Genomic DNA, 21,664 nt, shown 5'->3' with positions numbered 1-21,664 from the left:
AAGAAAACGGGGATAGAGTGCCATGCTCCAGGTCATGACGTATGGGAAAGACAAAGATTTATAATTTATGGATCACTCTTCAGACAAGTTTCTGGTTTCTTCCCACCTTGATGATACTTGTACTTTTCTGCATGTCGTTCGTCACTTTGAGATTGGATCAGCTTGTCGATTACCATCAGTCGTTATCGCCTTTTGAGATTAACAGAGATTCGATACTTGATGTCTTGCTTGCAGTCGGGCCGGAGGGAGCGCGGGCTACCTTGATGACTGTAGCAAGCTCAATGATCTCGGTTGCCGGGGTAACATTCTCAATAACTATTGTTGCTCTGACCCTTGCGGCATCTCAGCTAGGTCCGGGGCTGTTAAGAAATTTCATGCAGGATAAGAGCACCCAATTCGTGCTTGGATCGTTTTCCTCAACCTTTGTGTATTGCCTGCTCATTCTCAGGTCTATTCAATCCACGGCCGGCAATATTTTTGTACCGACTTTGTCGGTGACGATTTCGGTGGTTCTAGCGATACTCAATGTTGGCGTGTTGATATTTTTTATCCACCATATTTCGGTATCGCTGAAAGCAGAGTCGGTGATTGTAGCCGTTTACACGAGCCTTATAGCAGACATTGACAGGATTTTTTCTGACATCTCCCCCAATGAGAAAGACAGCCCGGAAAGTGGGAAAACGGAAATTGTTCAGCGCACAAGTGGAGAGTATAGTTTTGAAAAAGCATTCAATACAGAGCGTAGCGGATACATTCAGGCTATTGATCACGAGATACTCATGGAGAGGTGCAGTGAATCGGACTGGGTGATGGAGCTGACAGTCAAAGCCGGAGATTTCACCGTAGCCGGTTCACGGATTGCTACCATATACGCGGCTTCTGAAGTTCAAGACGATGCACTACACGGAATAAGCGATGCTTTCATTCTAGGATATCAGCGGACTCCTGAGCAGGATGTTGAATACGCTATCCATCAGATGGTGGAGATAGGGGTCCGGTCGCTTTCACCGGGAATCAATGATCCATTCACAGCAATATCCTGTATCGATTACTTAAGCTCAACAATGTGCAGTCTGTCGAAGAAACAGTTACCAAGCCCCCATTGTTGTGATTCCAGCGAACAATTGAGGCTTATTCTGAAAACATACACATTTGGAGGTTTGCTTGATTCCGCCTTTAACCAACTGAGGCAACATAGCCGGTCGAGTGTAGCGGTGACGATACGATTGATAGATGCTTTTATCCGGATAGCGGAAGGCTTAAGAGATGATAGCCATAAAGAACAACTGATGCAGCATGCAGAGGTGTTACGCGCAGAGGCTGACAGGTACTTGAAAGAGGAACACGACAGGGCAGATTTTGAAGAACGGTATCAAAAGTGTGTGTCTCTGCTGAGGTGAAATTACAAGAGCATACGGCTCGCGAGGGAACGCTAAGATGCCTCCTTCCAGGTACTTTCAGCGTAATGATAATATTCCCTCAAATGGTTGCCAGCACTGAATTGGTTGAATCGGTTAAAAATCAAAGTGTTTTTCGTTTCAAGTCCCAAAGGTCACCCTGCGGGTCAAGAGATTTTTCAGCAGAGCCATCGTTACAGGGCTTGGGCGGTAAATTATTACAATTCCATGGCCTGTGTATCTCCTCGATCTGCGAAAAACTTTGTTGATGAGAAATTCGGGCTAAGAGTGAAATGGCTACGGGAAAAGGGATGGATTTATTTTCGCAATCCAAGATGATTTCAAACCTCACTATTTTGGAATTGACAAAGCGTATCTCATCAACAGCCTCCTGATCAACGAGAGGAGACCGTCACTCCCGAATTTATCGGACCATTACTGTAAGACACCTTCCCAATCCGCAGTTCGCGCCCTCATCTCCTCTTTTGTCTCCACAGGCAATAAATCGACCGGGTCATTTTGTTGACGTATTTCCCATCCTCCTCCAAGAGCCTTGAAGACCTGAATAAGATCGGTAGCCGTCGAACCGCGAACCTCTGCGAGCAGATCCTGCTGCTGCAGATTTTCGTCGAGGATGCTTATCAGCCAGTTGAAGGTGATTTCTCCCTCTCTGTATTGGATGGTCGCCGTGCTGACCGCCTGTTGCGATGCCTTAGCTGCTGCACGGTAATATATTAGCTGTTCATGGGATTTCAGGTAGGCGATAATGGCATTCTCTGCATCACCCTGCGCCTCCAGCACTGTATTCCGGTAATCGACTAATAGCTGCTGAAAAAGGGCATCCTGCAATCGGACATTGCTCTTTAAGCGACCATAATTAAATATGTTCCATTCGAACATGCCGAACAGACTCCAGGTTTGGGCATCGTTGGTGAAGAGATCACTGCTGTTCATGGCAGTGGTGCCGATTGCCCCACCAATAGTGAGATGCGGATAAAGCTCCGTCATGGCAAAGCCGATCTCGGCACTCTGCGCTGCAAGTTGTCGTTCCGCAAGACGGATATCCGGCCGACGCCGTACGAGGTCCTGTGGCATGCCAATAGCTATGATTGATGAAGTATGTGGGATATCGCGCTCTTCGTTGAGTAACATGTTGAACTTGGCAGGCGGTACACCAAGTAGAATTGCCAGACCATTCTTCAGTTGCTGCAGGCTTGCTTCAAAAGCCGGTACAGAAGCCTTGGTGTTATTCAAAAGGCTTTCGGCCTGGTCCACGTCGAGTCTGCTAACCTCACCTGCCTCAAACTTGGCTTTAGCAATGCGCCAGCTTTTGTCCTGCAGCAAAATATTCTGTCTGGCAACCTGCAAGCGTTGCTGATAGGTTCTAATAAGAATGTAATTCTGTGCGACCTGTGAGACGAGAGAAACCAGAGCTCCGTCATAACCGGCGACACTCGCATCAAGCCCCGCCGAAGCCGAGTCGACCTGATCACTGAATCGGCCCCAGAGATCTGCTTCCCATCCTATGTTGAAACCGATACTGTAATCGTCAAACGTTAAACCCGTCTCTTTCTGGCGGGAAGCGGAACCGGTAACCTGTTGCTGCTGTGGAAACTGGGAGCCAATGGCTATTGCCAACTGCTGTTGCGCCTGCAACACCCGCAGAGCCGCTGAACGCAGGGTGAGGTTCTGCTCCAGGGCCATGGCGACCAAGCGATCCAGTTCTGGATCTCCGAAAGCCTCTGACCACCACCGTGCGCCTGCTTGCTGAGCGCTGTTCAGTTGCCCGCTGTCCTCCTCTATCCAGGTGTTTTCGATCGCAGCATCAGGAGGAGTATATTTCGGTCCGATGTTGTAACAGCCACCAAGCAGCAAAGCCAAGAGCAGAGTGCTGCAAGTAAACATGGAATTACGTATCATTGTTCTCCCTCTGCTGTGCCGGCAGAACGTGTTCGCACCAGTACCGAGGCAGTTGTGCCTACACGCAATTGTATATTATCCGGAACCTCGCCAAGACGTATACGAACCGGCACCCTCTGGGCCAATCGAATCCATTCGAAAGTTGGGCTGACGTTGGGCAGCAACTCGAAACCGGTACTGCCATTCTGCTGGGATATACCCCAGCCGATGCTATCAACAGTTCCCTTGATGGGCTGGTCAGGGTAGGTCATCAAAGTGACTATGGCCTCATTTCCTGCCTGGATATCACCCACCAGCGTTTCTTTGAAGAATCCCTGCACCCAATAGCTGTTCACATCCAATAACGCCAATATCGGCTGGTTAGCCACGGCATGACTGCCAAGCCGCAGATTCAGGTTGGTGACATAGCCATCCAGCGGTGCCTTGACAGTAGTGAACTCAAGATTCAATTCCGCCTGACGGAGCGCAGCACGTGCCGCCCGAATGCCGGCGTTGGCATCGCCAAGCTGGCCAAGATTTGCCTGAACTTCAGCCAGGGAGGCTTCTGCCTTACCTAAAGCGGCCTTGGACTGGGCTAAGGCAGCCACAGCACCTTTATGCTCCTCCATCGAGACCTCATAGCTGGCCTTTGTTCGCTCCACTGCTTTTAGGGAAGTCGCCTGCTGTGGTAACAGCTCCTGTTGTCGCAAATATTCCGCCTTGTTTTTCTCAATCACGGAGTCTAGTTGACGCACTTTGCTGGCAGCCTGCAGAACTGAGGCTCTGGCAGCTTCGACCTGAGCTTGTGCTACTTCAACCTGTCGGACTCCGGCCTCATAGGTATCCCGGGTCCTCTCAAATGATGCCTTCGCCTGCTCGTAGCTTGCCTCAAAGGTTCGTGGGTCAATGACAAACAGTACGTCGCCTGCTTTTACAAACTGGTTGTCTTTTATGGGGAGTGAGACAATTGGCCCTGAAACCCGAGAGGTTAACTGGATAATCTCAGCCCGCACCTGCCCATCACGCGTCCATGGATTTTGAATGTATTCTCGATATTTAAAAAAGACAAAGGCTACGGCTGTCAGAACAAGGATTGAGGTTGTCAATTTCTTCAGCGATGCCTTCATTATTCACACCTTTATAAAGAAAGTACCTATTAAAATCGTATAAATAACAGTCAATGCCAGAGAGGCAAGAGGAGGATAGGCAATAAAACGGGAGAGACGATAGCGATTCAGCAGCAGTGTGGTCACGCTGCTTGCAGCTAATCCTAAAATAGCGTCAACCAGTAAGGGCGGCATATAGATCCCTCCTAACACAAATTCATGGGCTACAGAACTCATAATTTATCCTTGTTGGTGTTTAAAATCGTTCTTCATACCAGGGCTGCCAGTCAATTGCTGCGGCATTGGAGATATAGCGGAGCAGCGCATCAGAAAGCCCACGGCACGCTCCAAGTAATCGATAAAAAATGATTTTGTCTTCTTCGCTGTATTGTATCTCATCACTATTATCGAACAAATATTGGAGACGTTCTTCGAAGCGGTTGACGACCTCAGCGATTTCTTTACCCTGTTCCTCCCGAATTGTGCCTGGTACTGCAGTCAGCGTTTTGAATTCCTGTAGAATCACCTGATGCCAGGCGTAAAGCTCCTCATTTGCCTGTTGCTCGAGACCAGATGTAGATGTCTGTGGGATTTGCCGTTCTTCAAGCAGTTCTTGCATACGGTAACTGAGAGCCAGTACACTGATCTGCACAGCTTGAATCTGCTGCGGTGTGGTGCCCGGCAGATTTCCGGGGTCGATGAACGGTATCCAGCTGGAAATCTTACGTGGCAGTGTATCGATTTCGCGGAGATGATAGCTATAGAGTATTCGCTGAAACCATGACTGCTGTGCGGATGGGTTCTGGCTGAATTCGGATGTCAATACACAGCAGCTTCGAAAATATCGGCAAAGTAAGCGGAGAAATACTTTCTCTGGCCGATTCGAGAAGGGAAAATGTAGACTGTATGTCAGCATAAGAATTGGCATGCAAAACGACAGGCTGATGGTAGTTACGGCCAGAAAATGGTAGCTCTGCTGATTTGTAATGGATGTCATGGAAAGGAACAGGGCCAGCCCGGCAGACTTGCCGAGTATCTGTTTTGGTGCAGAGAACACGTAACAGTAACCAAAGACGCCCGCAAAAATGAGGATGGCCAGACCAGAAAAAGTGGAAAGATGCGGCATGATGACGACATAGCTCACTGCGCCAACGGGAAGAGCTATAGCTACAGGCAGATAGAGGTATTTTACCGGTAGCTGAGGCAGCATCACCACACCCAGGGTCAATGACGCTGTAATTGAGAGAACACTAAAACCACCAGGAAGCCCATCGATATAAATGACAGCTAGAAAGACCAGCCAACTGTTCAGCATTACGAAGAATGAACACTTGAGACCTTCGATATCGGGAAGAACACAGTTGTAGGTATTCATCGCTTCAGGTATCTCCACCACCTGATTTTCACCACGGATATTGCTGACGATATCATAAAGGCTTTGGGTGAGCTGGACTAACTCAGTGAGTCGGGCATGGGTACTGATCAGGGCCGCTTTCTGTAAAGGCGGCAAGGCGCGCACCATGTCGGCCGCCGGGCTGATAGTCATAGGTAATGGCTTCTGCTCGGACATCTGGCAGGCAAGCATGCGCTGAATCTGGCTGAGGCGCATGTTCAACTCGCCGGTAACAGCATCAAGATTTAATACCAGCCTGTTGAGATCAATATCCTGTAAAGCGTCCAGGCTTTCCCAGAGACGTTCCATGGACTCAGTCAGCTTTCCGGAAAAAGCTGCGTATCTCCGCCATTGATGACGAACTTCCCAAACCTCGTAGGTATCGCCGATTGCCCCCTCCATAATTTGGTTAAACTGTGCCTGAGCCTGCAGCATTTGCGTTCTCAATGTCTTAATTTTTTCAGTCTCATCCTCTCCGTTCAGCGATTTGAGCAGAACCGCCAGCATTTGCTGCTGGGTTGCGGCAACCGTATCCGTTGCCTGCGCGAACTGTGACTTCGAGCTGACCGGCCAGAGCAGCAGGGTGACCACACTATAGACAAGTATGCCAAGACCGGTCTCCTGGGTACGGGTCATTGCCACATGGAAAGCATGGGCCGGGTCGGGACCGGCAGATGACACGATAATGGCACAGACAAAACCGCTCACCATCCAGAAATACTTATGCCTGCTTTGGGTCATTCTATAGGCGCAGAAGCCGAGATACATGGAGTATACCGTCATAAACAGCCATCGTTCCTGGGGGTAAAGCCCTAGAAGGAAGAGAGAAAATACTGCAGCCACCAGTGTACCCAGCATGCGCATGGCAGCCTTGGTGAATGACTGACCGATCGTTGCCAGACTCACAAATGCCACGGCAAAACCAGCCCATTTCGGGTTGTCCCAGTTCAGGGATACCGCTATGCCAATGGCGATAATTGCCGCCAGAGCGGTCTTGATAGCTTCTTTTGCCTTTCTGGAAAGATTCATTGTATTGGTATCAGCTTAATCTCATTGCTTTCTTGTACCAGGCTGTTTACGCACACTTTGGCACATGAGGAGCACAGTTGTAGATGAACAGCGCAAACATTATCGACTTGACAACAGGATTAACGGGAACATCAACCCGGCCTGTTACTACCTTAACAAAGAGACATCCAGACATGCCGCCGAGTTCAAAGTTTCCCAGTTTGAACCTGCCTGCCCCGAAGGCGATTGCCAAGAACGGAAAGAGCGCAGCCATGGGCATAGTACTGAAAAAAATATGCAGGACTTCCATGGTAATTCTCCCTGGAATGCCCGAAATGGTGACAAACCCTGATATCAATTACCAACGAAATGGTTGTGCCAGTTCCCTGAGAACCATCCCTGGCTCAGTAACGAACGAACCAGATTTAATTTCGATAAGACCTGCCTGGGCGTTTACCCAGGAAAGCAAGAGAAGTATAAGAAAATAACCAATTCCAAGACTCAGGTTTATTGTCAGGGAGAACGGTGAACGCATTAACGACACTAGTGGACCAAGGTACATGGCCAGGAACCAGGCGATACCACCCGCGATCAAAACGGCCTCCTGAAGGATCAAGGTCTGCGCCGGATGGCCTGGAAGGTTCATGGCAACATTTCGTATAGAAGCTGCCAGTGGTGCAAAAAAACCGGCAATCGTATATGCCAGGGCCAAATACATGAGCAGATCTCCAGCGATCAGTGACCAGTGCGTACATATCCCGACCTCATCAAGCCCGCAGCTCATGATAAAGGCAATCATGGCAATAAGCGACAGGGCCAGGGCCATATAGAGCTCAACACCAGCCGTGAGATGCAGAGGGTGATCTATCCCTGGGACGCTCACTCCACCAGTAATCCCAGGCAACTGGGCTATTTGAAAGGATACAATGGCAATATTGAAACCGATCACGGTCAACCGCGTCCGCATGACATTGACGGCAATCCGTATCGGCTTTCGCACTTCTGGCATCGTTTGTCTCATTACAAGATAATGGAAAATCAGTAATGCTGTTACTTACACCATAAAAGTCCTTTATATATCTCATGGGCTATGAACAAAATGGCCAGCAACCCGATCGGCAACTCTGTCGATCGGGTTGTACACTTCCATTATTGATATTCGCCCATAGTGATCACCCCGTGTTTTGAACGTCAGGAAAATACCATGGCAAGATACCCGAGAATCAGTACGAGCGCCGAAGTCAAGGCATACGGCACCGGGTAGGCCACCGCCGAAATAGCGCTCTGGCTGACATCCTGAACGCCGTTCAAGGTTGGCGTACTATTGCGCGCACCGGCGCAGGCACCGGCCAGGATTATCGGGTTCATCTTGCGTAAGTAGAGACCGTAGAGCCAGCCTATGAATGGCGGCACCAGAGCACCGAGCAGACCCAGGACAGCGAGCCAGATCACCACGGTTCCCTGAAACGAGGTCATAATTTTCGGCCCGACGCCGGCCGCCAGAACGGCAACAAACATGCTCAGACCTATGTCATTTAAGAACGCACGGGCGCCTTCACTGGTTGGTCCACCGAACTCCGGGTTGCGTGTGCGCAGCCAGGAAATAAGGATTCCCATCATCATACAGCCGGCCGAGGTGCCGAGCGCAAATGGGATGCCGCTGATCGTCACGCTGGCATGGCCGATAATAAATCCAACAAGCAGTGCCACCGCCATGAAGGAAACCTCGGTGTAGGCGCTTTCCACGATCGGTACGCTTTTGAGCGCCTTGGCGGCCTGGTTGACACACCATGTCGGTCCGGCCAGACGCAGCACGTCACCTTTTTCGACCACAGTCCCGGGGAGATGGGGGATCGCTACGCCGGCACGGAACAGTGACTTGAGGTAAACGCCGAAACCGATCTGGCGGCCAAGTTCTTCCAGAGTCCTGCCAGCATATTCGGATTTGCCCATGTGGATGTCGGCGACCTCGATATCAACTTTCCGGGCCCGCGGTTCGTCGACTTCGGTCCCCACAACCTCGGTACCTTTGCTGACCAGATCGCCGTAGCGGCCCATAACCCCGATCACATCACCCATCTGCAGAGTCGGGTTGTCCTTGGCTTCAATAACCTCGTCTCCCCTGACAACCATGAGTACCGCTGCATGCGGGTACTTCTGGAAAAGGTTCTGGACGGACTGCCCAACCAGTTCCTGGTGTTCGACCGTGTAGGAACGGATCTGCTCACCGGTAAAACCGAGGATCGATGCTCCAGCCGTGCCGGGTAAGGCACCGCTGTCCTCGCCGCTCTGGAAGGAAGCCTCGGCCTCTTTCGCAGATTTTACCGGATCATAGCCAAACATCGAAGGCAGGTATTTGACGAACAGGATGGTGAAGAGCGACGACAGCACATAGCTGATAGCATAGCCTGCGGCCATATTGGCCATAACACTGTCCGCAGTCATGCCCTCAGGCAACTTGAACGCCCCGCTGGTAACCGCTGAACCGGCGACCCCCATCACTGCAGTGACCGTATAACTTCCCGAGATGAGACCTGCCGCATAGCCAGGTGGGAGGCCAACAAGCTTGGCGCCGAAGAAACAGATCAGGACAAGCGAAACACAGGTGATCACCGCGATTACGACAAAATCCAAACCACCCCTGGCCAGCCCTGAGAAGAATTGCGGGCCGACTCTCATGCCGAGGGCGTACATAAACATCATCAGGAAGATGTCTTCCACCAGCCCAGGGATCGCGTATGTGATGCCAAACACCGCGCTGGATGCCAGGGCGATGGCGATGCCGGTCACCAAAGTTCCTGCGGTTGTCCCGAGGCTGAGCCCTTTGATCGTGATACGGCCGAGTGGGTAACCGACGGCCAGGGCCAGGAACAGGTATGCAAACGGATTTTGGGCCAGATAGCTAAGGATAAAACCGATCGGCCCGTATTCGGGTTGTGTTGTGCTGTCGGCAGCATAGACACTGCCCGCCAGGAGCACCATCACGCAGGCCATGCCGAGGATTTTCGGTATTCGCCATGACCGGTTCGGGGCGCATGTCAACTTGGCTGTATGTGGGACATTATTATGGTTCATGAGCATTTCTCCAGTGTTAAAAACATCGGGTGCTGCGGCTCCTAACCGTAATTCGCAGCACCGCTCATCCTAAGTTGTCGCCCCAGACTATCAGGAGTGCTTGAAACCACCGGAGTCATCTTCGTTACCTTTGTTGACCACCGGGTTTCGCTGGTAATAGTCGATGCAGCGCTTCAGGTCTTCGATCAGGAGATCTGCCAAATCACGGCTGAAGCCATGGCGGACAAGAATACGCATGATGACGAGATCTTCCCTTTTGGGTGGCATGCTGTAGGCGGCGATCTGCCAGCCGCGACTGCGAATTCGATCAGAGAGATCGAAGAGATTGAAGCCGGGATCAACGCCCTCTTTCAGAGACCAGCTCATGGCCGGAATACCGCCACGACCATTATAGATGATCGAAAACAGCTCAAGTTTTTCTATTTCATCGGCCAGATAGTGGGCGGTGTCATAACAGGCCTGGTGGACCTTCCGGTATCCTTCGATTCCCAGCCGCAGAAAGTTATAGTACTGGGCAATGATCTGACCGCCCGGACGTGAGAAGTTCAAAGCAAAAGTTGGCATATTGCCGCCCAGGTAATTGACCCAGAAAATCAAATCATCAGGCAGGTCCTCCTTATCTCTCCAGACAACCCAGCCTACCCCGAGAGGGGCCAGACCGAACTTATGGCCCGAAGTGTTGATTGACTTGACCCGTGGTAGGCGGAAGTCCCACTCCAGCTCCGGCTCGACAAAAGGTGCAAGGAAACCACCACTGGCCCCGTCGACATGGATAGGGATATCGTGACCGGTATCTTTCTGCAGCTTATCAAGCGCGTCACTCACCGCCTTGACCGGTTCGTACTGGCAGGTAAAGGTGACACCGAGGGTTGGCACTACCCCGATGGTGTTCTCATCACAGCGCTTAATCACTTCTTCCGGTGTCATGATCAGCCGGTCACCTTCCAACGGGATTTCCCGAAGCTCCACATCCCAATACCGGGCAAACTTGTGCCAGCACACTTGAACCGGCCCGCAGACCATATTGGGTTTGTCGGTCGGTTTGCCGGCGGCTTTCATCTTGGCGCGCCAACGCCATTTCATCGCCATGCCGCCAAGCATCGCAGCCTCACTGGAACCGGTGGTTGAACAGCCCAAGGTGTTGGCTGCATCAGGTGAGTTCCACAGATCCGCCAGCATATGAACGCAACGCCCCTCAATTTCCGCAGATTGGGGATACTCGTCCTTATCGATCATGTTCTTGTCGATACATTCATCCATGAGCTGGTGGATTTCCGGTTCTACCCAGGTCTGGCAAAAGGTGGCGAGATTCTGCCGGGAGTTACCGTCAAGCATCAGCTCGTCGTGCAGCACCTGATAGGCGTGCCGTGCGGCATGTTCTTTTTTGGGGAACTTGTATTTTGGCATGACAAGTGAGAGATCGCTCGAGGCATACACATCGTCCAACAGCTCACCCCGCACGTTGTCTTTTTCGTGGATCGGCATAGTAAATCTCCTTTTCAGTATTCAGTGTTTCAGTAAGCGTTCAGGTCATAAGCTTTTATGCTCACGTCCAGCTCACTATCCATATGGAATCCTTTACTGTCACTGGTATCTAGTCAAAGATGGCAGTGGAATTGAGGCACTTCATTATTTTGTGAGGGCCATTAAATCAATTCGCGCGCACTCAGGCTTGTAGCGGCAGACACCTGATGAGACTTACTACGAGACTTACTACGTAATGTTGCCAACGAAGGATTTGATGGCGTAATCCAGAGAGAGGGCTCTACGTAAAACGGTAAGACCTGTTCAAATGATCAGAGCCACACCTCCCTTGGTATGAAGTATAGCTCTTTATGTTTGAACCAATCAAGTGGCTTCAAGGGGTATATATTAAAGGTACAAACGCTGCTGGCTTCGACCTCGGTGCCGGCAGTTGTGAACTATTTGAGATTATTCTTGTAGATCTATAAAAAGATGGGTTGCCAGGTTTGATTGATACCAGGGCCTAAGGGGGGCGCATCCAGCTTTTTATAATCCGATACTGTTGCCTGCGGCGATGTCTCAGGCTATCTCGATGTTGAGGGCGTTAAAAATGGTCAGAGTGGGGCAGAGTCAAATGAAACAAGATGACCGCCTGATATCACTCTGATCCTTTTAGTGCATAGCATTAACTGTGTCTGCTATATGGCTGAACTTGTGTGTTAAGTGATGCGGATAACATTTCCGGGCGAAGAAATGACTTCCTGCTTGACAATGAAATTGAGCTTGTTTACACTAGCCCACCTACAACAAATGAATAAAACAATCACATGACTGGCGGAAGTGGATAACCACATGGGAGTGTGATTGAAGATATGCCGACCGCCTGGGCAACAGTCCAGGCGGTTTTGTGTTTTTTATGCCTGGCTGTAAACCATTGGAATTGAAGAATTATGAACAATTCATGGAATGGTTTTGTGCCGGGAATTTGGCAGCAAACCGTAGACGTCCGCTCATTTATCCAGCTCAATTATTTCCCATATTCGGGGGATAGTTCCTTTCTCGTTTCAGCCACCGAGCAATCTGAGAAACTTTGGGGCCAGTGCCAGGCTCTTCTCAAAAAAGAACTGCAGCAGGGTGTTCTTGATATCGATACGACACGCATCTCGGGAATAGACAATTTTGAACCGGGATACATCGATGCAGAGAATGAACTCATTGTCGGTCTGCAGACCGATGCACCGCTCAAGCGAATACTCAACCCCTTTGGTGGTATGCGTATGGCAGCAGGGGCCTGTGAGGCTTATGGCTATACTCCTTCAAAAGAAATTTCCTCAATTTTTCAGTATAGAAAGACCCATAACGAGGCCGTTTTTGCGGCCTATACCCCAGCTATGCGACGGGCCAGAAGTGCCGGTCTGCTGACGGGCTTGCCTGATGCCTACGGGCGAGGCCGGATTATTGGGGATTATCGCCGGGTACCGCTCTATGGTACGGATTTTCTGATTGCCGAGAAAAAGCGTGATCTGGATAATCACGAAGGCCCAATGGATGGCTCCAGGGTGGTGGAGCGCGAAGAACTCTCCGCACAGATAAGTGCCTTAAAGGAGCTGGCACAGATGGCCGCTCGATATGATTGCGATATCAAGAGGCCTGCGTCCACTGCCAAAGAGGCGGTGCAGTGGCTCTATTTGGCCTATCTTGCAGCCGTGAAGGAGAATAACGGCGCGGCAATGTCCCTGGGGCGTGTGAGTACTTTTCTGGATATCTATATTGAAAGGGATCTCAAAGCCGGTCTGATTACCGAAACCTTTGCCCAGGAACTCATCGATCAGCTTGTCATGAAGCTGCGGTTGGTTCGCCATTTACGAACACCGGAGTATAACCAGCTTTTCGCAGGAGATCCAAACTGGATAACCGAGGCAATCGGCGGCATAGGAAATGATGGCCGCACTCTGGTAACCAAAACATCCTACCGGTTTCTGCATACTCTGGATACTTTGGGCCCCAGCCCGGAACCGAATATGACCGTCTTGTGGTCAAAACATCTGCCTGCGGAGTTTAAGCAATATTGTTCGGAACTCTCTATCCGCACGGATGCACTGCAGTATGAAAGCGATGAACTGATGCGGCCACTTTATGGTGATGATTACGCTATTGCCTGTTGTGTCTCAGGGATGACGATCGGTAAAAACATGCAATTCTTCGGTGCTCGCTGCAACCTGGTAAAGGTGCTGCTTTACGCCATAAATGGTGGTGTTGATGAGGTGAGCGGCAAAAAGGTGGTCGAGGGACTGGAACCCATCGAAGGTGACTATCTCGATTTTGAGACGGTATGGGACAAGCTTTGCCTCTCCATTGAAAAGATTGCCGAGCTCTATGTTGATACCATGAACATCATTCACACCATGCATGACCGGTATGCCTATGAAGCAAGTCAGATGGCACTGCATGACACCAAAGTCGACAGGCTGATGGCATTTGGCGTTGCTGGATTGTCCATCGTCGCAGATTCCCTGAGTGCTATGAAGTATGGCAAGGTGAAGGTTATAAGGGAAGGCTCGCTTGCCAAAGGGTATGAGGTAAGCGGTGAGTTCCCGTTTTTTGGCAACGACGACGATCGGGTGGATGATCTGGCTGTCAAGCTGGTGGAAAAAATGTCGGCAGCGTTAAAGAAGCGGCCTACCTATCGCGGCGCAAAACATACCCTTTCCGTTCTCACCATTACTTCAAATCTGGTGTATGGCAAGATAACAGGTGCTACGCCGGACGGCAGAAAGGCAGGAGAGCCTTTTGCCCCGGGTGCCAATTCCATGCATGGCAGGGAACTGAACGGTTCGCTGGCCTCTCTCAATTCTGTGGCAAAACTTCCCTATACAGACGTGTGTGAGGATGGCATCTCCAACACCTTTACCATTGTACCGCAGACACTGGGCAAAGATCTGCAGGCCAGAAAAGCGCATCTTACCGCCATTCTTGACGGATATTTCGAGCAGGGCGGACATCATATCAATGTCAATGTGCTGGACAGGGATACGCTGAAAAAGGCCATGGACAACCCCGATGAGTACCCGAATCTGACAATACGGGTTTCAGGGTATGCGGTGCATTTTAACCGGTTGACCCGGGAACAGCAGCTTGAAGTGCTGCAGAGAACCTTTCATACAGCAATGTGACCCCATGAACGGCTACATTCATTCCATAGAGACCATGGCGCTCCATGACGGGCCGGGAATTCGCTTTGCGGTGTTTTTCCAGGGGTGCGGCTTGCGCTGCATCTATTGCCATAATCCGGATACCTGGCAGTTCAGCAAAGAGAACATGGTCTCGGCCGAGGATCTGTATGCGAAAACCCTTCGCTACAGATCCTACATGGAACATTCCTCTGGCGGGGTGACCTGCACCGGTGGGGAGCCATTGCTGCAGCCTGAATTTTTATTGAACTATCTTCGTCTTTGCCGGGATGGAGGGTTGCATACTGCCATAGATACTTCAGGCGTGGGGTTTGGCGCTTATGAAGAGATTTTAAAAGTGACGGATCTGGTGCTACTTGATGTGAAGGCGGTCTCAGCTGACGGTTTTCAGCAGCTCACAGGAGTTCCAATGGCCAAGGCCGAACCTTTTTACAGGGCTCTTGCCAATAGCGGGACTTCAGTAAGAATACGGCATGTTCTTGTACCGGGTGTAAATGACAGTGAGGAGAATATTGAAGAGCTGCAAAAGTTTATCCAAAGGTTCCCGGCTGTGGAGCAGGTTGAGCTTCTTGCATATCACACCCTGGGTGTTTCCAAGTACGAGCATATGAAACGTCCCTATCCTCTTGAGGGTGTCGAGCCGTTATCGAAAGAAAGACTGAAGTACTTCCAGTCCTTTTTTGATTGAATAATGAGGCTTCGGGTGGGGCTGTATGGTGGCTCATAAGACATTTAAGGAAAATCTCAAAAGCACTGTGAAGTTGGCAGAAAAAGAAGATTGAGCAAGTTTTTGTCGTGGTATTTTGGGTTTGATCAAAAATGCAAGCATGTGCAAGGGATGAGCTGGCCGAGGCCACCTCATCCCTTAACTGCTTTTTAGTTCGGAATTATTAGAGTATCACAAGTGTCAACGGCTACTCCTCTCCCATAAATGGATAGGCGAAACTTTCAGGAGGAACGAAGGTTTCCTTCACGGTCCGTACTGACACCCAGCGAAGCAGGTTGGCCATGGAGCCAGCCTTGTCGTTGGTGCCTGAAGCCCTGCCACCGCCAAAAGGCTGTTGGCCAACCACTGCGCCGGTAGGCTTGTCGTTAATGTAGAAATTGCCTGCTGTGTGTTCGAGTTGGTGCATGGCGGTACTGACAGCTGCACGGTCTTGCGAGAAGATCGCCCCGGTCAAAGCATACGGTGAGGAACTGTCACAGAGCTTGAGGGTTTCTATGAAAGCGTCGTCTTCATAAACATAGATGGTCAGTACGGGGCCAAAAATCTCTTCGACCATGGTTTTGAAATGTGGGTCTGTAGCGAGAATTACCGTTGGTTCGATGAAATAGCCCACGGATTTATCGCATTTCCCACCGATGATGATTTCGCCTCCCTGACTGTCACGGGCAAAATCGATGTATGAGCAAATGGTATCAAAGGCTCCCTCATCGATGACCGCCCCTGTGAAATTGCGGAAATCTGTAGGTGGCCCCATCTTGATTTGTGACATCTCTTCACGAAGACCTGCCTCGACAGCAGGCCAGAGTGAGCTAGGAATATAGGCCCGGCTGGCTGCAGAGCACTTCTGTCCCTGATATTCAAAAGCACCACGCACAAGGGCGGTAACAAGCGATTTAACCTCGGCGCTTTTATGAGCGAATACGAAATCTTTACCACCGGTTTCGCCTACCAGGCGGGGATAGGACTTGTAGCTGGCGATATTTTCACCGATGGTTCGCCACATTCCCTGGAAAACCTTGGTGGAACCGGTGAAATGCACCCCGGCAAGATTGGGGTCGGCAAGCACAGGGTCGCCGACGGTTGCCCCGGAGCCTGGGACGAAATTGATAACTCCCGGTGGTAAACCAGCCTCTTCAAGAATTTCCATGATCAGGTAAGGGGTATAAACAAGAGACGATGCCGGTTTCCAGACTACGGTGTTGCCCATTATTGCCGGGGCGGTCGGTAGGTTACCGGCGATGGCGGTGAAGTTGAAGGGGGTGACGGCGAAGACAAAACCCTCCAGTGGGCGGTATTGGCAGTAGTTCCAAACTCCTGATGAGGATTCCGGCTGCTTTTCATATATCTCCTGGGCAAAAGCAACGTTAAAGCGGAGGAAATCGATGAACTCGCAGGCGGCATCAATTTCAGCCTGAAAGGCATTCTTGCCACCGGCGAGCATGGCACCTGCGTTAAGTTTTGCTCTGTACTTACCGGCAATAAGTTCAGCCGCTTTCAAAAAGATGGCGCATCGTTCTTCCCAGCGGAAGGCCTGCCATTTTTTTTGGGCTGCGAGAGCGGCATCAATAGCCATCTTTACCTCTTTTGTTCTGGCCTTATGGTAGGTTGCGAGCAGATGGTTGTGGTCATGGGGCATTACTACTTTCCCTGTATTGCCGGTGGTGATGCGTTTTCCGTCGATGATCAGTGGGATCTCAAGTTGCTGTGAGCTGGCATCTGCGAGGGCTTCTTTAAGTCTCATCCTCTCCGGACTGCCAGGGGCGTAATCTAAAATAGGTTCGTTTATCGCTGTTGGAATATTGATCACTGCATTATTTAGTAGGGTCATTACTGCTTGCCTCCGTGGAAAGGTGTGCTCGCCGTTCGATGACGGCAGGGAAGGTGGATTTCATGATTGTATACACATGTTGGATGCAACATTTTGATACAACTACATCTTTGGTTAGAGATAGTCAAACTCTGGATGAAAACTTCCTAGGAATAACCTTAAATACCTAGCATTTTTGGTGGAAAGGTGGGGGCTATGCCGGGGGGAGAATAGGGGAGGTGCCACGATTTCCGCTCTGATCGCCTGCAAGTCAGAAAACGGCTTTCCGGCAGTAGAGGCGGTGTGGCGCAAGCTTTACCCCCATGCCTGGATTGATTTTCACCGTTTCCTTAAAAGCTGGAGTCCAGGCTACTGGAAATTGAACACATACAGTGAACGAATTGCTCGGGATGTAGTTCGATTGTTGAATTGAAAAGGCGATGGGTCGTGTGCTTATCTTTTATAAGAACAATTACCCTGAGTATCGAAAATATAATATGTGCTGGAATAAGCTGAACATAGCAATTCTATTTTTGGCTCGGACTTGCCAGTGAACATCTTGGCCCTACCAACAGGTTCAGACAAGGTCCAAGATAGTTGGCAAGTGTCCTGTTTGTAGAATCAATCGTGGTCTGCCCCGAATGGCGCTAACTTCATGTTCTCCTGGATCTGCAGCACAGTTTCTTCATCACTCAGGGGCAACTTGTGCTTGATGATCTTGGCACCTATCACCAGTCGCGCATCCTTGCCTGGTCGGCCCCTCTAGGGACCCATCGTTTGGTACTAGCATCTGGCCAGGTCATCCCAAGGGATGATCCGGCTCCATTTCACCCATCGACTCTCCGGATTCAACTTGCCGCCAAAGGGCAGAATGAAACCATCCAGACTGAGTTGTTTGCTGCTCGTATATCGGATCATGCGCAAACCTTATGTGGAATATGTGGTTGTATTCCTGCACATTATATCCAGAAAATCGTTTTATTTACTATCAATTACAGTTAGTTATCTTTTTTATGAGGAGAATCTAAATATTTCCAGCCCTGTAAGAGGAGGTATCTTGCAGCATACAGGGCCGGGTAGGATTAAAGGTTGGTCTTCTATATGTAAAGTTATCGATCAGCAACATGCTGCTCTGTCACCGATGACAACGAAATTATGAAAGTGAGCCCAGTGCCTGAATGCGTTTCCCAAGGGGCGGATGGCTGCGGCACAGCGTTTTCAGCCTGCCTTCACCGGAGCCATTCTGCTATCGGCGCTATAACGCAGTCGTGTCACCTCGCGGATATCTATCTCGGCTGGCATCTGAATGACAGCGTATGTCCGATCTCAATGATTAAAGAAATTCTACTTTTCCGGACATAAGATCGTAGTAGGCGGGTACGATTTTCACTGCTCCGTTTTGCACCAATTCTGCAACAATTGGTTCTGACTGGGCTATTTTTACTGAAATCTGTCTGGCCAGTTCTTTGGATGCGTTGTTCACCAAGTCTCCTTCGGCCTCTTTTATATTCTTGATGGCAGTCTGGATAGCTGGGCCGAGTGTGGCAATGTGACCCTCAAGGGCTACGCCGCTGGCAACTGCCGAAATTGCCCCACAGCTCGAATGCCCCATGACGACAACAACAGGGGTGTGCAGGTGCTTGACCGCATACTCTATAGATCCCAGGGAATGATCTCCGATCACATTGCCTGCAACCCGTACGACGAAAAGATCACCCAAGCCCTGGTCAAAGATATCCACAGGGGGGACACGGGAGTCGGCACAGGTGAGGACGGTTGCTATCGGCTCCTGGCCTGCAGCCAGACTCTTACGGCTTTCTTCACAGTGGTTTGGATGTTCAAGTTTACCGGATATAAAACGTTTGTTACCATCTTTGAGGATCTGGAGAACCTCTTCAGCGGTGGGGCGTCCTGATTGTTTTTTTGTCATTTTCTTCATCGGTTTGAATATGGTTAATAAACGGTCTAAGCTGGAGACTTGTTTCTATCCGCTCCCATACGCTACCATGTTGCCTGAGCAGCATGGTAAGGCAGCTAAGCACCCTATGATTTTGAAGGATCTTCCTGTGATGCTATTAGGTTGGAGGCCAGCAACTCCTGAGTCAGCTGTTCGGATTGCTTTTTGAGGGATCTCCGCGTGTTTTCCCTGAAATCCTCTAACCTTCCTTTTAATTCCGGATACTTAATCGAGAGGATGGAACATGCAAGATAGGCGCTGTTTTTGGCGCCGTCAACAGCTACTGTGGCCACAGGGATGCCTGGCGGCATCTGTACCGTTGAGTAGAGCGCGTCCTCACCATCCAAAGCTCCGGATGCCAGTGGCACACCGATTACGGGCAGGGTTGTATGGGCAGCGATGACACCGGCGAGATGGGCAGCCATGCCGGCACCGGCGATGATTACCTCGATACCGCGTTCTCTGGCGCTCCTCGCATATTCCGCTGTTTTATCGGGAAGGCGGTGAGCGGAGCTGATATCCATTTCAAACGGAACCCCCATCTCCTTTAAGACTTCAGCGGCTTTTTTCATGACGGGCACGTCCGATCCGCTGCCCAAAACGATTCCAACAATTGGTTCTTCTTTCATGGTTTATGGTCACTTATGATAATTTCGATGAATCGGTTGTAGTTGCGTACAACCTGTTAAGAGTGAGTCGTAGCAGATTACCCTCTACTTGATACAGGTTACCATTTCTCTCTGCTGACATGAAACCTGGCAGGGAAAAAGCTTCGCCGGGGGTACCGGCTCCATTGAGGTTGCTCTTTCCTGCCAGGAGGGAGCTTGGAGTACGCATGCCAGAAAAAATCCATTATGCTTGCTGCATATGTTTGCCATGTATCAGAAAATGGGCTTGGATACTCATGGCATAGCCAACAGTTATGGAAGCCTGAATGCTCCGAATGCATTGACCGTAACAGATCCGAGATCGAGATACGCGAACTTGGAAACCATCGCCAGATACCCCTCAAGTAAAAGTCGAGAGCTCCGACACAGGGAATAATGCCGCAGGAGAAGCCCAGCGTATCCCATTTGGCCCGCGCCACCTTGGTGAAGATATCGAACGACACAAGCTGGCCGATGCATTCTATGTGAAAAATAAATCCCAAACCGATTTCGGTCAAATAGATAAATGTGTTATCATAATTCGTAAAAACCGAACTGTTGAGGTCTACATGGAATGGCTAAATTATCATCATCTGTTTTACTACTGGACTGTTATGCGTGAGGGAAGCATAACTGCAGCCAGTGAAAAACTCCGTCTGGCGCAGTCCACAATTAGCGCGCAGTTGGCAAAACTGGAAGAAAGCCTTGATGTCAAATTGACACGAAAAGTGGGGCGGAACCTGGAGCCTACAGATGCAGGACTGCTCGTTTTGAGATATGCAGATGAGATATTTCCACTGGGCCGGGAAATGATGGATTCGTTGAAAGGAGTCCCAGTCACTGGGCCATGGTCCTTAAGAGTTGGGGTCGTTGATGTGGTGCCAAAGCTTGTTGCCCAAAAGTTACTGGCGCCAATAAACAACTTGCCGGAAAAAGTCCGGTTGATCTGCCATGAAGGGAAAGACGAAAATCTTCTGGCCGAGCTGGCAATGCACAACCTTGATGTGGTCCTGACAGACACCCCCTTACGAACGGGGCTGAGCATTAAGGCCTACAATCACCTCTTGGGGGAGTGCGGTGTTTCTTTTTTGGGAACGCAAGAACTGGTAGAGCAACTACATGAGAAATTTCCATATTGCCTCAACAATGCCCCGATGCTGTTTCCCATGGCCATGAGCACCTTGCGGGGGATTCTTGACCAATGGCTAGACAAAATGGAGATCCAGCCTCTCATAGTTGGGGAGTTTGACGACAGTGCCCTCCTGAAGGTTTTTGGTCAAGCAGGTGATGGGATTTTTGTTGCCCCGACAGTTATCGAGAAGGAGGTGGTTCAACAGTACCAAGTTAAGCTCATTGGTCGGACGCGTGATATCAAAGAAAGATTTTATGCGATTTCAGTAGAACGAATTATCAAACATCCAGCAGTTGCAGCTATTTCGGAGGCTGCACAGCAAAAACTATTTTTTGATATCAAGCGAAAAAGAACAAAATGATATTGGCAGGTCGACCCTCTCAAGAGAATCCGTTACGGATATAGGCTGCTCATCTCAGGTCTCCGCGTATCGACATAACTGTAGTCGTACACTGAGAGTGGGGTCGGGCCACGATAACACCCCAATATAGCGTCCTTGTCTCTTGAAAGAACATCGTAATTCAGGTTAATATCTTGTTTTTGAGTCGAGAGTGGGGTCGGGCCACGATAACACCCCGATATAGCGTCTTTGTCTCTTGAAAGAACATCGTGATTCAGGTTAATGTCTTGTTTTTCCGGGGAGAAAATCAAGATATTGAACTTCTTAGGACGAGACAAATTATGGCAAGAGCCAAAAGGCACTATCTACCTGAGCAGAAAGTCCTTCTTATGGCACATCACTCATAGATGCCATAAGAAGGACTTTCTGCTCAAACTGAAAATGGATCGGCAGAGATGGCTCCACTGGCTTTACGAAGCCCGAAAGCGGTATGGTTTGACTATTCTAGATTATACAGTTAC

The 21,664-nt window shown here is 50.0% G+C and carries 15 protein-coding genes, 1 pseudogene and 1 riboswitch; of the genes and pseudogenes, 4 read left to right on the top strand and 12 right to left on the bottom strand.

Annotation, left to right across the window (positions count from 1 at the left end; translation table 11 throughout):
- The first annotated feature begins 41 nt into the window (after positions 1–41).
- The gene (locus tag ACN5NT_RS15080) at positions 42–1,400 is read left to right on the top strand and encodes a DUF2254 domain-containing protein (protein WP_419175984.1); all 1,359 of its coding nucleotides are present in this window, start codon (positions 42–44) and stop codon (positions 1,398–1,400) included.
- Positions 1,401–1,832: 432 nt separating this feature from the next.
- On the opposite strand, the gene ACN5NT_RS15075 is transcribed toward ACN5NT_RS15080, so the two are convergent.
- The 8 genes from ACN5NT_RS15075 to ACN5NT_RS15040 form a co-directional block, all read right to left on the bottom strand.
- Positions 1,833–3,317 carry an efflux transporter outer membrane subunit gene (locus tag ACN5NT_RS15075; RefSeq protein ID WP_419175983.1) on the bottom strand — a complete coding sequence of 495 codons (1,485 nt, stop codon included), beginning with the start codon at positions 3,315–3,317 and terminating at the stop codon, positions 1,833–1,835.
- Entirely contained in the window at positions 3,314–4,423 is a 1,110-nt protein-coding gene (locus ACN5NT_RS15070; RefSeq protein WP_419175982.1) for an HlyD family efflux transporter periplasmic adaptor subunit, read from the bottom strand. The genes ACN5NT_RS15075 and ACN5NT_RS15070 overlap by 4 nt, the downstream gene beginning before the upstream one ends.
- A gap of 3 nt (positions 4,424–4,426) precedes the next feature.
- Positions 4,427–4,639 carry a DUF1656 domain-containing protein gene (locus ACN5NT_RS15065; RefSeq protein WP_419175981.1) on the bottom strand — a complete coding sequence of 71 codons (213 nt, stop codon included), beginning with the start codon at positions 4,637–4,639 and terminating at the stop codon, positions 4,427–4,429.
- Positions 4,640–4,658: 19 nt separating this feature from the next.
- Entirely contained in the window at positions 4,659–6,824 is a 2,166-nt protein-coding gene (locus ACN5NT_RS15060) for an FUSC family protein (protein ID WP_419175980.1), read from the bottom strand.
- A gap of 46 nt (positions 6,825–6,870) precedes the next feature.
- Positions 6,871–7,113, bottom strand: a complete 243-nt coding sequence (locus tag ACN5NT_RS15055; protein WP_419175979.1) for a hypothetical protein — start codon at positions 7,111–7,113, stop codon at positions 6,871–6,873.
- Positions 7,114–7,161: 48 nt separating this feature from the next.
- On the bottom strand, positions 7,162–7,812 hold the full coding sequence (locus tag ACN5NT_RS15050) for a hypothetical protein (RefSeq protein ID WP_419175978.1): 651 nt from the start codon (positions 7,810–7,812) through the stop codon (positions 7,162–7,164).
- A gap of 182 nt (positions 7,813–7,994) precedes the next feature.
- Entirely contained in the window at positions 7,995–9,722 is a 1,728-nt protein-coding gene (locus ACN5NT_RS15045; protein WP_419176100.1) for an aspartate:alanine exchanger family transporter, read from the bottom strand.
- Between the two features lie 246 nt (positions 9,723–9,968).
- Positions 9,969–11,363: a glutamate decarboxylase gene (locus ACN5NT_RS15040; protein ID WP_419175977.1), complete on the bottom strand. Its 1,395-nt coding sequence runs from the start codon at positions 11,361–11,363 to the stop codon at positions 9,969–9,971.
- Between the two features lie 796 nt (positions 11,364–12,159).
- A riboswitch (ZMP/ZTP riboswitch) is annotated at positions 12,160–12,238 on the top strand.
- A 54-nt stretch (positions 12,239–12,292) separates the two neighbouring features.
- On the opposite strand from ACN5NT_RS15040, the gene pflB reads away from it, so the two are divergent.
- Entirely contained in the window at positions 12,293–14,515 is a 2,223-nt protein-coding gene (gene pflB, locus ACN5NT_RS15035) for a formate C-acetyltransferase (protein ID WP_419175976.1), read from the top strand.
- A 4-nt stretch (positions 14,516–14,519) separates the two neighbouring features.
- Positions 14,520–15,221 (top strand): pyruvate formate-lyase-activating protein, encoded by a 702-nt coding sequence (pflA, locus tag ACN5NT_RS15030; RefSeq protein ID WP_419175975.1) that lies wholly within the window; start codon positions 14,520–14,522, stop codon positions 15,219–15,221.
- Between the two features lie 226 nt (positions 15,222–15,447).
- Here the strand turns inward: pflA and pruA are convergent, their stop codons facing one another.
- The 4 genes and pseudogenes from pruA to purE form a co-directional block, all read right to left on the bottom strand.
- On the bottom strand, positions 15,448–17,088 hold the full coding sequence (gene pruA / locus ACN5NT_RS15025) for an L-glutamate gamma-semialdehyde dehydrogenase (protein WP_419175974.1): 1,641 nt from the start codon (positions 17,086–17,088) through the stop codon (positions 15,448–15,450).
- 618 nt (positions 17,089–17,706) lie between these two features.
- Positions 17,707–17,985 (bottom strand): annotated as a pseudogene (locus ACN5NT_RS15020) (IS5/IS1182 family transposase); the annotation flags it as partial.
- A gap of 415 nt (positions 17,986–18,400) precedes the next feature.
- Complete coding sequence (locus ACN5NT_RS15015) at positions 18,401–18,997, bottom strand: carbonic anhydrase (protein ID WP_419175973.1); 597 nt, start codon at positions 18,995–18,997, stop codon at positions 18,401–18,403.
- A 113-nt stretch (positions 18,998–19,110) separates the two neighbouring features.
- On the bottom strand, positions 19,111–19,653 hold the full coding sequence (gene purE, locus ACN5NT_RS15010) for a 5-(carboxyamino)imidazole ribonucleotide mutase (protein ID WP_419175972.1): 543 nt from the start codon (positions 19,651–19,653) through the stop codon (positions 19,111–19,113).
- Positions 19,654–20,156: 503 nt separating this feature from the next.
- On the opposite strand from purE, the gene nhaR reads away from it, so the two are divergent.
- Complete coding sequence (gene nhaR, locus ACN5NT_RS15005) at positions 20,157–21,164, top strand: transcriptional activator NhaR (RefSeq protein ID WP_419175971.1); 1,008 nt, start codon at positions 20,157–20,159, stop codon at positions 21,162–21,164.
- Positions 21,165–21,664 lie beyond the last annotated feature (500 nt).

Origin of the sequence: Desulfosediminicola sp. (assembly GCF_048381775.1) — a bacterium.
GTDB classification, from domain to species: domain Bacteria; phylum Desulfobacterota; class Desulfobulbia; order Desulfobulbales; family Desulfocapsaceae; genus Desulfopila; species Desulfopila ganghwensis.
This window is presented reverse-complemented; position numbering and strand designations above follow the sequence as displayed.

What these genes read in the sequence shown, in the direction of transcription:
- ACN5NT_RS15065 (WP_419175981.1), bottom strand. Translation starts at nt 4,639, where the DNA reads ATGAGTTCTGTAGCCCATGAATTTGTGTTAGGAGGGATCTATATGCCG.
- ACN5NT_RS15070 (WP_419175982.1), bottom strand. Translation starts at nt 4,423, where the DNA reads ATGAAGGCATCGCTGAAGAAATTGACAACCTCAATCCTTGTTCTGACA.
- pflB (WP_419175976.1), top strand. Translation starts at nt 12,293, where the DNA reads ATGAACAATTCATGGAATGGTTTTGTGCCGGGAATTTGGCAGCAAACC.
- purE (WP_419175972.1), bottom strand. Translation starts at nt 19,653, where the DNA reads ATGAAAGAAGAACCAATTGTTGGAATCGTTTTGGGCAGCGGATCGGAC.
- ACN5NT_RS15055 (WP_419175979.1), bottom strand. Translation starts at nt 7,113, where the DNA reads ATGGAAGTCCTGCATATTTTTTTCAGTACTATGCCCATGGCTGCGCTC.
- pruA (WP_419175974.1), bottom strand. Translation starts at nt 17,088, where the DNA reads ATGACCCTACTAAATAATGCAGTGATCAATATTCCAACAGCGATAAAC.
- pflA (WP_419175975.1), top strand. Translation starts at nt 14,520, where the DNA reads ATGAACGGCTACATTCATTCCATAGAGACCATGGCGCTCCATGACGGG.
- ACN5NT_RS15015 (WP_419175973.1), bottom strand. Translation starts at nt 18,997, where the DNA reads ATGACAAAAAAACAATCAGGACGCCCCACCGCTGAAGAGGTTCTCCAG.
- ACN5NT_RS15075 (WP_419175983.1), bottom strand. Translation starts at nt 3,317, where the DNA reads ATGATACGTAATTCCATGTTTACTTGCAGCACTCTGCTCTTGGCTTTG.
- ACN5NT_RS15080 (WP_419175984.1), top strand. Translation starts at nt 42, where the DNA reads ATGGGAAAGACAAAGATTTATAATTTATGGATCACTCTTCAGACAAGT.
- ACN5NT_RS15050 (WP_419175978.1), bottom strand. Translation starts at nt 7,812, where the DNA reads ATGCCAGAAGTGCGAAAGCCGATACGGATTGCCGTCAATGTCATGCGG.
- ACN5NT_RS15060 (WP_419175980.1), bottom strand. Translation starts at nt 6,824, where the DNA reads ATGAATCTTTCCAGAAAGGCAAAAGAAGCTATCAAGACCGCTCTGGCG.
- ACN5NT_RS15040 (WP_419175977.1), bottom strand. Translation starts at nt 11,363, where the DNA reads ATGCCGATCCACGAAAAAGACAACGTGCGGGGTGAGCTGTTGGACGAT.